Origin of the sequence: Enterococcus sp. AZ179, assembly GCF_050498885.1 — a bacterium.
Taxonomy (GTDB): Bacteria; Bacillota; Bacilli; order Lactobacillales; family Enterococcaceae; genus Enterococcus_D; species Enterococcus_D entomosocium.
Genome location: NZ_JBMHEO010000001.1, coordinates 2984387 through 2996556 on the forward strand (window position 1 = coordinate 2984387; position 12170 = coordinate 2996556).

Consider the following 12170-nt stretch of genomic DNA (forward strand, 5'->3'; position numbering starts at 1 on the left):
AGAAAACGAATGGAACTCACTGCCAAGAATAAGTCGTTCAGTAAGAAAGAATGGCAACTATTTCAATACGTTTTAAATCAACAAGCAGAAGTCTGTTCGATGTCTATTCGTGAACTGGCTGATACAACAAAAACTAGCTCAACGACTGTTCTGCGGTTTTGTCGAAAATTTGATTGCGAAGGTTTTTCAGAATTTAAAATCAAATTGAAAAAGACGTTACAGAAACAAGGAAAGACTGATCGATTATTCAAACAAGATAAAAAAGCCCTGCACTATTTTTTTGAACGTATGGATGAATCCTTCTATCGAGAAACATTATTAACGATCGCCAAACGAATAAGTAAAGCAAAACTTTTGATCTTAGCCAGTGATAGGGAATCGACACTTGCTTTGAGCTATGCCCAACAAAAGTTTACACGTTTAGATAAGATCGTGAGCGTAGAGGAAGAAGCAACATCGATTAAATCCGTTTGGCGAACCTTAAGTAGCGAAACCACGTTGCTGGTCTTTTCTAATAAAGGCGCCGATCCATTCCTTGAATCTTTGATCACTGAATGTAGCCTCGCTGGAATTTCAACCATTTCACTGACAAATCGTTCAACAACGTCAATTGCTAAACTATCTGAGCGAAATTTTGCTTATTATTATTCCGATAATCAAGAAGCTGATTCATTGTCCTCACAAATTCCAGCCATTTATTTGGTGGAACTTTTATTTGATTTAGTTACTGATTGTGAAGGCCGCTGAATAATTAAAACTACCTACGCCTATCAGAGAAGTTCTTCTGATAGGCGTATTCTTTTGGCAATTTTTTCAATTAAATAGATTGCTGGTAGTTGAGAAGTCAGTTCAATGGTTTTCTCTTTTTTCTGACTGGCTTTAAAAATGGTCTCTCTTTCGATGTAATAGGGCACCGTCAAGTCGGATAACTGGCTGATGGTTGAATCTTCGGTATTCGTGATGGCAATAATCTGACAATCTTTTTGATTTAACTTTTGTAAGTATCGAATCATTTCTTGTGTTTCCCCAGAAATCGACAAAACAATGATACCGGTTTTGCACAATATGTCTTCTGGAAACCAGTCGATAGGATAATTTGAGGGATCGTCAACTTTTAATGCCGTTTTTCCCAAGTCAGTAAAATAGAGTGCGCCATATTCCGCAATCGTTTCAGATAAGCCTGATCCAATAAATAGAACGAAGCTTTTGTTCTTAAGAATCTCTGTTGCTCGATTGATTCTCTCAGATAAAAAGGGCTGGTTTACTCGCTTTAAGAAATCAATTGTTTGAGATTCATCACTATCGGATATTTTGGATTTTACGAGAGAATCTAAGTAAAAGCGCAAATTGATCTTAAATTCGGTAAACGTATCACATTCAAATTTCTTGCAAAAGCGGCTAATACTAGCAGTACTGGTATGAGTCTCTTTGGCAAGTTCTTTCATCTTCATTTTAGACACTGAAGCCAAGTTTTTTGATACAAATCGGTAAACCTCGTATTCTAGTGCAGTAAGTTCAGGATTGTAGTCAAGAAAAAGCATGATGCACCTCCGTAACAAAGTGTTTTTTTTGTGGAACAAATGACAAGGGATGAAAACGTTCTCTATTTAGGATTATAACATTATATTGATTTTACTTCATGCTATACTTTCGTTGTTCAATAATGTAAGCGGATGCTTCGCTTAGTAAAAAAGGAATTGTAGGAGGGCGACATGGAGTATAATTTTTCGAAGGACTTTTTCTGGGGTGCAGCAACGAGTGCGACACAATCAGAAGGAACGATAGCTGGAGACAATAAAGGAGAAAACATTTGGGATTATGCATCAAAAAACTATAACCATCGGTTTTTTGAAGGAGTTACAACAGAACATACATCAAGGTTTTATCAGGAAATGGAAGCGGATCTGGATCGAATGGCGGCACTTTCTTTTAATTCTTTTCGGACTTCGATCTCTTGGTCACGTCTTATTCCCGAAGGTATAGGGGAAGTCAATCCAGAAGCTGTTGACTTTTATACCAGAATGCTTGATGGGTTAAATCAAAGAGGCATCAAACCGTTTATCAATCTTTATCACTTTGACATGCCAATGAAATTACAAGAAATCGGCGGATTTGAAAATCGTGAGGTCATCGAAGCGTATCGGGCGTATGCGAAAATTTGTTTTGATCTATTTCATGAGAAAGTTGCGTACTGGTTTACCTTTAATGAGCCGATGATTCCAGCAGAAGCCGGCTATTTGCATGACCGGCACTATCCTTATGTAGTTGATTTTAAACGAGCGGCACAAGTACTTCACCATATCATCCTTGCTCACTGTGAGGCAGTTAAGGTCTTTCGACAAGGAACTTATCAAGGAAAAATCGGTATCATCATGGATGTGATCCCAGTTTACCCAAGAAGCCAGCATCCTGCCGACTTAAAGGCAGCGGAAATGGCAGACCTGTTCTATACTCGCTCCCTTAATGAAGCGATATTAAAAGGTCGTTACCCTCAAGAGTTAAAGGCTATTTTAACGCGCTACGACCAAATGCCACGAGTGGAAGAACAGGATCTTGCCTTGATTGCTGAAACAACGATTGATCTGTTAGGGATCAATTATTACCGTCCACGGCGAGTGAAAGCCAAAGAATCATTGCCTAATCCCGAGGGAGTTTTTTCGCCAGAATGGTTTTACGATGATTACGAGATGCCCGGCAGAAGGATGAATACTTCAAGGGGGATTGAGATTTATCCTCATGGCTTGTATGATATCGCCAAAAAAATCCAGTTAGAATATGGGAATATTGATTGGTTTGTTTCAGAAAATGGCATCGGGATTCAGGGAGAAGAAACATTTATCGAAGGGGGGCAAGTACAAGACAACTATCGGATTGCTTTTTTAAAAGAGCATTTAATTGAGCTTCACCAAGCAATGACGGAGGGTAGTAACTGTCTGGGGTATCACATGTGGACATTTGTGGACTGTTGGAGTTGGCAAAATGCGTTCAAAAATCGCTATGGCTTTTATCGCTTAGATTTAGAAACAGGAGAAAAAACGGTGAAAAAGTCTGGTCTATGGTTTAAAGAAGTGATTCAAAGAAATGGTTTTTCAAACGAATTTTAGGAGGTTTTTATAATGAAAGTTTTAGACTCGGTTGCAATGAAGTTATTACCGATTGCCAATGCTATTGGACAGCAGCGGCACTTGCAGGCAATTCGAAATGGGTTGATTTCTATTTTGCCGCTCACGATCGTTGGTTCTTTTTTCACCATTATTTTAAATTTGCCGATTCCTGGTTATACCGAATGGGTCGCTCCTTATTTACCGGCACTTGACATTCCTTTTCGATTTACGGTGGGGCTAATGTCTCTCTATGCCTCATTTACGATCGGCTCCAACTTAGGTGCAAGTTACAAACTCGATCGGATAACAAGTGGGTTTTTATCCATGTTAGCAACGATTTTAATGGTCGTTCCAATCAATTTGGCGGAAGGCATCAGCACGACAGGAGATGCCGTACTTGCAGGAAGGTATTTACCCATTGCTTCACTTGGATCACAAGGATTATTCGGTGCGATCATTGCGGCGCTAGTTTCAGTAGAGATTTATCATTTTACGAAAGCAAAAAACTTGGAAATCAAGATGCCAGAAGGCGTACCTCCTGTGGTAGGAGAATCCTTTGCGGCACTCCTACCAACCTTGCTAGTTATCTTAGTCTTTTGGATTCCGCGACACTTTTTTGGTTTTGATTTAAATGGATTGTTGACGATCGCCATCTCTCCTTTAAAAGGGTTCTTAACGGGAAATAATTTGATTGGTGGGATCATCACACAATTTGTAATCTGTGTATTCTGGGTATTGGGTATTCATGGCCATGCCGTTTTAGGTCCCATCATTCGCCCGTTTTGGGATCAGGCAATTTTAGAAAATGCAGAATTGTTCCAAAATGGGATGTCTGCCTTTGATCTACCAAATCTTTTTACCGAGCAATTTTATCAATGGTATGCCCAAATGGGTGGAACAGGATCAACGCTTGCATTGGTTGTTTTGTTTATGTTCTCCCGTTCAAACTATTTAAAACAATTGGGGCGTCTTTCCATTTTACCGGGAATTTTTAATATTAATGAACCAATGATCTTTGGGACACCGATTGTAATGAATCCGCTATTGGCGATTCCCTTTATTCTAGTGCCAATTGCTAATACCATTATAGTTTATATCGTTACCGCTTTAAATTGGATGCCTAAGATGATGGTCAAACCACCATTTTCAATTCCCGCACCTCTTGGCGCATTGATTACCTCAAATTGGAATTGGGTTGCTTGTTTGATGGTCTTCGTCTGTTTCTTCGTTTCGTTAGCGATTTATTATCCATTCTTCAAAGCATTTGAGAAACTTCAAGTGGCGCAAGAGCTAGAAACAGTTAAAGAAGGTGAGTAGAATGGTTCTAGTAGTGAGTTGTTTGCTATTGATTTTTCTGACCCATCTTCTTTTAGAAAAAAATAATGCTAGAATCACGCTGTCTTTTTGGAAACTATTACTTGTTTCCTTACTTTTCTTACTCAGTTTGTTTTTCTTGTTGATCCGCACTCCTTTGGCGCCAGTTTTCATTTTGTTACTTATCATCAATTGTACCGTCATCCAAAATCGATTTATGTATCAGTATCGACCGAAAGGACAACGATAGGACGCTTGATGGTTACTGTAAGAAATGTTATTGCGAAAAGATTATTCTATCTACTGTTTAAAAAACTATTTACGAACCTTGATCCTATGTGCTATTATCCTTGTATAAACATTATAATGTTATAAACTAAGGAGGCAATTATGAAAGGGTTTGTAGAATTTATTGAACAGAAATTGATGCCGATTGCAAATAAAGTGGGGATGCAACGGCACATGGTAGCGATTCGTAAGGGGATCATCGCTACGTTACCATTAACGATTGTTGGGTCTTTCTTCACGATCTTACTGAATTTTCCCATCGAATCAGTCGCTGCGGTGATCGAACCGTATCGGGAAGTTTTGGATATTCCCTTTCGTTATACAGTCGGATTATTGGCATTATATGCAACGTATGGGATTGCTTCATCGCTAGCCAAAAGCTATAAGCTGGATTCATTGACTGCGGGTATCTTAGCAACGATGTCCTTTCTTGTAACCGCTGCACCACCGTTGCGAGTCTTTGATTCTGTGGAAGGCATCATTGATGCGGGACGTTATATCAATGTGGCAAATTTAGGGTCAGGCTCTTTGTTTGGCGCGATCGTCACGGCGATCTTGTCCGTTGAAATCTATCGTTTCTTTATCGTAAAAAACATTACCATCAAAATGCCAGATGGTGTGCCACCAGAAGTGACGAATTCATTTATGGCGTTGATTCCTGGAGGAGCCATCCTGATTTTGTTCTGGGTGATCCGTCATATGCTCGGTTTTGATATCAATGGCTTTTTAAGTAACTTGTTGATGCCGTTAAAAGATGTGCTAGCGGGTAACAGTTTGTTTGGTGGTTTATTGACTGTCTTCTTGATCTGTTTCTTCTGGGTACTGGGAATTCATGGACCAGCCATCATGGGTCCTGTCATTCGTCCCTTCTGGGATATTTCCATCGCTGAAAATATGGAAGCCTTCCAAGCATCTGGCAATGCGCATGAATTGCCTAATATTTTTACGGAACAATTTTTACAATGGTTCGTATGGATCGGTGGAGCCGGTACGACCTTAGCGTTGGTCGTTTTGTTCTTCTTCTCCAAATCAAAATACTTGAAACAATTGGGCCGTTTGTCCATCTTGCCAGGCCTATTCAATATTATTGACCCAGTGATTTTCGGTGCACCGATCGTAATGAATCCGATCTTAGGCATTCCTTTCTTGGTGGCACCGTTGATTACGACAACGATTTCTTACTTCGCGACCATTACGGGCGTCGTACCGATGATGGCTGCCAGACTTGGGTTTGCCATTCCAGCACCAATCGCCGCCTGGATGAGTACAGACTGGAGTATCGCAGCAGCGATTTTAGTAATCGTCAACTTCTTTATCACACTCGCAATCTATTACCCATTCTTTAAAGTCTTTGAGAAACAACAGATTGCCCGAGAGCAAGAAGAAGAAACAGCCGCTTAAGCAAAACAAAAAGAGTGAGGTGCAAACATGGGGATTTATGCCATTTGTTTATTTTTTGGTTGTCAAATTTGGTTAACAAAATCAGCACAAGGGAAAAAAATTCAAGAAGTGCCGTTTTGGCGGATGCTTTTGTTCGGGATTCTTGGCGTTGCTGCAGCGATCCTACTGAGCCGTCAGTTTCCGTGGGGACCATTTTTGACGATGACGGCGACGATTGTTTGCAGTTCGCTTTTACTGACACGTTTTACTGCTTTTTATGAAGAAATGAGGATGAGATAAGTTGAAAAGAAAACTAGGAGTATCGGTGTATCCCGATCACAGTGATTTTGAAACAGATAAAGCCTATCTGCAATTAGCCCATGATTATGGCTTTAGCCGCATTTTTATGAGTATGTTGGAAGTGAGTGACGGCAAAGAAAACGTGCAGAAAAAATTTAAAGCGTTGATTGATTTTGCCAAAGGATTAGGCTATGAAACGATTTTAGACGTGGCACCAGCCATCTTTTCTGAACTAGGCATCTCCTATGATGATTTGACCTTTTTCCATGAACTAGGTGCCGATGGAATTCGTTTAGATTTAGGTTTTGACGGCAACAAAGAAGCGATGTTGACCTATAATCCCTTTGGTTTAGCTGTTGAATTGAATATGAGCAATGATGTGGCGTATTTAGACAATATTTTGACCTATCAAGCCAACATTCCTTACTTATACGGCTGCCACAATTTCTATCCGCAAGAAGGGACTGCCTTACCCTATGATTTCTTTGAAAAATGCAGTCGTCGTTTCAAGGAAAAAGGCATTCGAACCGCCGCATTTATCTCTTCTCAAACGGGAACGATCGGACCTTGGGATATCAATGATGGCTTACCGACCTTAGAAATGCACCGAAGAATGCCTGTAGAAACTGCCGCAAAGCATTTGTTTGCCACAGGCTTGATTGATGATGTCATTATCGGCAATGCTTATGCTTCGGAAGCAGAATTGGCGGCACTAGGAGCGATTGATCGCTACCAGACCGCATTTGCGATTGAATTTGTGCCTGAAATCAATGAAGTTGAACGCCAAATCGCCCTTGACGAGCAGCATTACCGTCGAGGCGATATCACCGATCGGATGATCCGTTCCACAGAAGTTCGTAAAAAGTATAAGAACCATGACAATCCTGTCCATGACCACGAAGGCGTCTTTCAACGAGGGGACGTTGTGATCGGCAATGATCGTTTTGGCAAGTACAAAAACGAGCTGCAAGTCGTGCTGGAGCCTCACTCAGATCCACGAAAAAATAAAATCGGTTCGATCGTCGAACAAGAGTTAGTTCTGCTGCCCTTTATCCATCCTTGGTCGAAATTCACTTTCACAGAGAGGAAGGTGTAACGAAATGTTTGATTTGATTATTCGTCAAGCCCGCACGATCGATGAAAAAGTATTTGATATTGGGATTCAAGACGGCAAAATCACTGCTCTGGCACCCATGTTGAAGGAGCAGGCGAAACAAGAGCTGACCTTAGCAGAAGGGGAGTTCTTGTCAGCTGGTTGGATCGATGACCATGTCCATTGTTTCGAGGAAATGACGCTCTATTATGATTATCCAGACGAGATCGGTGTCAAACAAGGCGTCACGACCGTTATCGATGCGGGGACGACTGGCGCCGAAAATATCCATCGGTTTTATGATTTAGCCAAAGAAGCCAAAACCAATGTCTTTGCTTTAGTCAATATTTCCAAATGGGGGATCGTAGAGCAGGATGAACTTGCGGATCTGTCAAAAGTCAAAAAAGAATTGGTCAAAGAAGCGTTGCAGAAGTTTCCTGACTTTATCGTCGGGATCAAAGCCCGAATGAGTAAAACGGTGATCGGCGAAAATGGCATCACGCCGTTGAAATTAGCCAAAGCGATCCAAGCTGAAAATCAACCGTTGCCTCTGATGGTCCATATTGGTTCAGCACCACCGAATTTAGCAGAGATTCTCGCTGAATTGGAAGCAGGTGATGTGGTGACCCATTGCTTTAACGGCAAAGCCAATGGGATTTTGGATCAGACGAACCAAACCATCAAGCCTTTCGTCTTTGCTGCCTATGAAAAAGGCTTGGTCTTCGATATTGGTCATGGGACAGACAGTTTCAATTTTGATGTGGCGGAGACGGCCTTTGCCAATCAGCTAAAGGCTTCTTCCATTAGTACGGATATCTACATCCGCAATCGTACCAATGGACCTGTTTTTGATTTAGCGACGACTATGGAAAAATTAGCGGTCGTAGGGTATGATTGGCGTGAGATCATCGAGAAGGTGACCAGTGCCCCTGCGAAGCAATTTCATTTACAGAACAAAGGCGAGATCGCATTGGGATATGATGCTGATTTTACGATTTTCCGCTTTGAAGAGGGCGAAAAGGAATTGACGGATTCTAACGGCAATCGCCGAATCACGACACAACAGATCGTGCCGCAAAAAGCGGTGATAGGAGGGGAACTTTTTGACACTGAATATTGAAGAACTAAGCTTGAAAGAAGTCATCAATGCTTCTGGCAAAATGACGATTCTAGGTGTCTCGAAAGTCAGCGAAGGCGTGCTTGCAGCCCAGCGCTATGGCGGGGAGCATTTCTTTGAAATGGCAGATCTAGCAGAAAAAACCGGTGCCTATTTAGCAAAATTGTTGAAAACGGAAGATGCGCAAATCGTTTCTTCCGCTTCGGCGGGAATCGCCCAATCAGTGGCGGCACTCATCGGTCAAGGAGACAGCTATCATTTGTACCACCCATATAGTGAGAAAATCAGCAAGCGGGAGATCATTTTGCCCAAAGGCCACAACGTAGATTATGGCACACCGGTGGAAGTGATGGTGGCGCAAGGCGGCGGAAAAGTCGTAGAAGCAGGCTATGCCAATATGTGCACACCCGAGCACATTGAACAGATGATTACGCCCGAAACGGCGGGGATCCTCTACATAAAGAGTCATCATACCGTTCAAAAAAGTATGCTGACGGTAGCAGAAACGGCCCAAGTTGCCAAGGCACACGATCTTCCATTGATCGTTGATGCGGCTGCTGAGGAAGATTTGTTTGCCTATACCCAAGCAGGTGCTGATTTAGTGATCTATTCAGGTGCGAAAGCACTGTCAGGACCAAGTGCTGGCTTAGTGATCGGCAAGCAGCCCTATGTCTCTTGGGTGCGCCTGCAATCCAAAGGTATTGGTCGAGCAATGAAAATCGGTAAAGACAATATTCTCGGATTTACCCAAGCCGTGACGGATTATCTAGCGGAGGGAACAGAATCTGGCGCTTCGATGCAAGAGCGCCTACAACCATTTATTGCGGCAATCAATGAAATCACTGGTTTCGAAGCAAAAATCGTTCAAGACAGCGCCGGCAGAGACATTTATCGAGCGAGTGTCAAAGTGAAAGAACCAAGTGCCAAAGCAGTGATCGACGCGCTAAAAGCGGGAGAACCAGCGATTTATACCCGTGAATACCAAGCCAATAACGGCATTATTGAATTTGATATCCGAGCAGTCAATGAACAAGAAATGGCAGTGATCACCGATCGCTTACAAGAAATTATGTTAGGAGCAACCCAAAAATGAAAACTTCACCCAATTATTTCGCTGACCGTGTCTGTCTGAATGTGTTAGCAAACTCTGTTGAAAATGCGAAAGCTTGTTATGAAGCAGCAGAGGGCAACATCGTCCTAGGTGTTTTATCAAAAAACTATGATAGTGATGAGGCGGCTATCGCTGACATGAAGAACTATCAAGCGGCAACAAATAATGCCCTTTCTGTAGGGCTTGGTGCTGGCGACCCCAACCAAAGTGAAATGGTCTCCCGAATTTCCGCTGTTCTACAGCCACAGCATGTCAACCAAGTATTCACGGGGGCAGGGACCTCACGAGCTTTGTTAGGACAATCTGAAACGATCGTCAATGCCCTTGTTTCACCAACCGGAAAAGTCGGCTATGTCAATATTGCTACTGGACCATTGAGTTCACAAACTCCAGCTGCAGAAGTCCCCGTCGAAACAGCGATCGCTTTATTAAAAGACATGGGGGCTAGTTCTATCAAGTATTTTCCAATGAAAGGGTTGGCTCATAAAGCAGAGTATCAAGCAGTAGCAGAGGCTTGTGCTGCGAATGATTTTTATTTGGAACCGACCGGCGGCATCGATTTAGAAAACTTTGAAGAAATCTTGCAGATCGCTGTTGATGCAGGAGTAAAAAAAATCATTCCACATATTTACAGCTCGATCATCGATGGCGAAACAGGGAACACACGCCCTGAAGATGTACAGACATTAGCAGAAATGACGAAAAAGGTGTTGGCAGCAGCCAAATAGGGGGGATCAATGATGCGGATCGGTGCTTACGGTGAGGTAATGATGCGATTGACTCCACCAGAATATCGAACACTGGAACAGACCCACTCTTTGCGGATGGATTTTACAGGAACAGGGGTCAATCTGTTAGGCAATTTGGCGCATTTCGGCTTGACGACGTCGATGCTGACGCAGGTGCCAGCCAACCGATTAGGAGATACGGCAAAAGCCAGCTTGCGTTCCTATGGGATTCAAACGGCATTTGTTGGCAAAAAATATAGTCATATCGGCAGTTATTTCGCCGAGATCGGCTACGGCGCTCGTCCGACTTACGTGACTTATCAAAATCGCCATCATAGTTCCTTTGGCGTTTCAGGTCCAGAAGAATATGCCATCGATGGATTTCTAGAAACAGTCGATCTCATTCATATTTGCGGGATCTCTCTTAGTTTGACTGAGAGAACCTGGCAAACTGCATTGGCTTTGGCGAAACAGGCCCATGTAAAGCAGATTCGCGTCTGCTTTGATTTTAACTTCCGCCCAAGCTTGAATGAAGAATTAAATCGGGAGGTACTAAAACAACGGTATGAAACGATTCTACCTTATTGTGATCTAGTTTTCGGCTCTGTCCGTGACTTGGAGGAGCTGCTGGCATATCCCTTAGAGGAAACAGAAGGCGCCGAGCTTGCGTTGATCCAATCCTTTATTGACCAGTATCAACTAGAATGGTTCTGCGGGACACGCCGTCTAGCCGTGGAAGACAAGCAGTTTATCAGTGGAAGAATCATTACGGCACAGGATGCCTATGAAACGGCACCGCAGCTGCTGCAAGTCTTGGATCGGATCGGGGCAGGGGATGCCTATGCCGCTGGTGTATTATTAGGCTATGCCGAAAAATGGTCGCTCCAACGCACCGCTGATTTTGCAATCACGAATGCTGTATTGGCTCATACGATGCTGGGAGATGTCCCCTTAACCACCAAAGAACAAGTGGAACAAGTCTTACAGGCACCAGGGAAAGACTTGATTCGCTAGAAAAAACACTTGCATCCTTCTCCTAAAAGCGATGGATGATTGCGCAAAAGCAGCCGATTGTTCTGCTTTTGCGCAGTTATCCATCAGGAGAAGGACGCAAGTGTTTTTATTGTTTTAAAAAGGTTTCTACTTTTTTCTCAGGGATCACCCACAACAATAGCACGAGACTATCCAGCGTGATGATAAGTAGTGGATGGACCAGCCAGCCGAGGAGCAATGCCAGCACGTTGATAAACAACGTAAAGTAGAGTTTCTTGTATCCGCGAAACAGTTCTACGATGGCTTGATTGTCAGGGTTGGCACGCACCAAGGACTTTCCTACAAGGAAATAGCTGAAATCCGTCAATAAAATGACAGACCCGTATAGCAGCTGAGGGGCAAGAGCGACTGGATAACGACTGACCCATGACGTTACAAAAGGAAAGAGGGTTAGTGCCAGGATCAATAAATGATTCGCCCACAAGGTCCAACCGTCAATTTTAGATACTACTTGAAATAGATGATGGTGATTGTTCCAGTAGATCGCTAACATCACAAAGCTGATCAAATAAATAATAAATTGCTGTTCCACTCCTAAAAAAGAAGCAAATGTATCGCCTTCGGGCTGGTGCAATTCCAGTACTAATAAGGTCATTACGATCGCAATGACCGCATCCGTAAAGGCTTCGATTCGATTTTTTGACATGTACATCCATCCTTTTATGTTCCAGTTTACAGGATC

At 42.6% G+C, this 12170-nt stretch carries 12 protein-coding genes; 10 read left to right on the forward strand and 2 right to left on the reverse strand.

Annotation, left to right across the window (positions count from 1 at the left end):
- Positions 1-9: 9 nt before the first annotated feature.
- A complete protein-coding gene (locus IGI88_RS13950; protein WP_086299338.1) occupies positions 10-747 on the forward strand; it encodes a MurR/RpiR family transcriptional regulator in 738 nt (245 codons plus the stop codon).
- Positions 748-770: 23 nt separating this feature from the next.
- Here the strand turns inward: IGI88_RS13950 and IGI88_RS13955 are convergent, their stop codons facing one another.
- Positions 771-1541 (reverse strand): MurR/RpiR family transcriptional regulator, encoded by a 771-nt coding sequence (locus tag IGI88_RS13955; RefSeq protein WP_086299339.1) that lies wholly within the window; start codon positions 1539-1541, stop codon positions 771-773.
- A gap of 171 nt (positions 1542-1712) precedes the next feature.
- Here IGI88_RS13955 and IGI88_RS13960 point away from each other — a divergent pair, with 171 nt between their 5' ends.
- From IGI88_RS13960 to IGI88_RS14000, 9 genes are all read left to right on the forward strand, one after another.
- Positions 1713-3104 carry a glycoside hydrolase family 1 protein gene (locus IGI88_RS13960; RefSeq protein ID WP_086299340.1) on the forward strand — a complete coding sequence of 464 codons (1392 nt, stop codon included), beginning with the start codon at positions 1713-1715 and terminating at the stop codon, positions 3102-3104.
- Between the two features lie 12 nt (positions 3105-3116).
- Positions 3117-4421: a PTS sugar transporter subunit IIC gene (locus tag IGI88_RS13965; protein ID WP_008378600.1), complete on the forward strand. Its 1305-nt coding sequence runs from the start codon at positions 3117-3119 to the stop codon at positions 4419-4421.
- Positions 4422-4808: 387 nt separating this feature from the next.
- On the forward strand, positions 4809-6107 hold the full coding sequence (locus IGI88_RS13970) for a PTS sugar transporter subunit IIC (protein WP_429960681.1): 1299 nt from the start codon (positions 4809-4811) through the stop codon (positions 6105-6107).
- A 27-nt stretch (positions 6108-6134) separates the two neighbouring features.
- Entirely contained in the window at positions 6135-6386 is a 252-nt protein-coding gene (locus tag IGI88_RS13975; RefSeq protein ID WP_005235223.1) for a hypothetical protein, read from the forward strand.
- A 1-nt stretch (position 6387) separates the two neighbouring features.
- Complete coding sequence (locus IGI88_RS13980; RefSeq protein ID WP_034872254.1) at positions 6388-7482, forward strand: DUF871 domain-containing protein; 1095 nt, start codon at positions 6388-6390, stop codon at positions 7480-7482.
- A 4-nt stretch (positions 7483-7486) separates the two neighbouring features.
- Complete coding sequence (locus IGI88_RS13985; RefSeq protein WP_005235227.1) at positions 7487-8599, forward strand: amidohydrolase/deacetylase family metallohydrolase; 1113 nt, start codon at positions 7487-7489, stop codon at positions 8597-8599.
- A complete protein-coding gene (locus tag IGI88_RS13990) occupies positions 8583-9689 on the forward strand; it encodes a DgaE family pyridoxal phosphate-dependent ammonia lyase (RefSeq protein WP_086299341.1) in 1107 nt (368 codons plus the stop codon). The genes IGI88_RS13985 and IGI88_RS13990 overlap by 17 nt, the downstream gene beginning before the upstream one ends.
- On the forward strand, positions 9686-10435 hold the full coding sequence (dagF, locus tag IGI88_RS13995; protein WP_086299342.1) for a 2-dehydro-3-deoxy-phosphogluconate aldolase: 750 nt from the start codon (positions 9686-9688) through the stop codon (positions 10433-10435). Before IGI88_RS13990 ends, dagF begins: the two co-directional genes overlap by 4 nt.
- Before the next feature lie 9 nt (positions 10436-10444).
- Positions 10445-11449, forward strand: coding sequence for a sugar kinase (locus IGI88_RS14000; RefSeq protein WP_061054288.1), 1005 nt, complete (start codon positions 10445-10447; stop codon positions 11447-11449).
- A 106-nt stretch (positions 11450-11555) separates the two neighbouring features.
- On the opposite strand, the gene IGI88_RS14005 is transcribed toward IGI88_RS14000, so the two are convergent.
- Positions 11556-12134 (reverse strand): TMEM175 family protein, encoded by a 579-nt coding sequence (locus IGI88_RS14005; protein ID WP_042890962.1) that lies wholly within the window; start codon positions 12132-12134, stop codon positions 11556-11558.
- Positions 12135-12170 lie beyond the last annotated feature (36 nt).

What these genes read in the sequence shown, in the direction of transcription:
- IGI88_RS13970 (WP_429960681.1), top strand. Translation starts at nt 4,809, where the DNA reads ATGAAAGGGTTTGTAGAATTTATTGAACAGAAATTGATGCCGATTGCA.
- dagF (WP_086299342.1), top strand. Translation starts at nt 9,686, where the DNA reads ATGAAAACTTCACCCAATTATTTCGCTGACCGTGTCTGTCTGAATGTG.
- IGI88_RS13985 (WP_005235227.1), top strand. Translation starts at nt 7,487, where the DNA reads ATGTTTGATTTGATTATTCGTCAAGCCCGCACGATCGATGAAAAAGTA.
- IGI88_RS14005 (WP_042890962.1), bottom strand. Translation starts at nt 12,134, where the DNA reads ATGTCAAAAAATCGAATCGAAGCCTTTACGGATGCGGTCATTGCGATC.
- IGI88_RS13960 (WP_086299340.1), top strand. Translation starts at nt 1,713, where the DNA reads ATGGAGTATAATTTTTCGAAGGACTTTTTCTGGGGTGCAGCAACGAGT.
- IGI88_RS13955 (WP_086299339.1), bottom strand. Translation starts at nt 1,541, where the DNA reads ATGCTTTTTCTTGACTACAATCCTGAACTTACTGCACTAGAATACGAG.
- IGI88_RS13975 (WP_005235223.1), top strand. Translation starts at nt 6,135, where the DNA reads ATGGGGATTTATGCCATTTGTTTATTTTTTGGTTGTCAAATTTGGTTA.
- IGI88_RS13950 (WP_086299338.1), top strand. Translation starts at nt 10, where the DNA reads ATGGAACTCACTGCCAAGAATAAGTCGTTCAGTAAGAAAGAATGGCAA.
- IGI88_RS14000 (WP_061054288.1), top strand. Translation starts at nt 10,445, where the DNA reads ATGATGCGGATCGGTGCTTACGGTGAGGTAATGATGCGATTGACTCCA.
- IGI88_RS13965 (WP_008378600.1), top strand. Translation starts at nt 3,117, where the DNA reads ATGAAAGTTTTAGACTCGGTTGCAATGAAGTTATTACCGATTGCCAAT.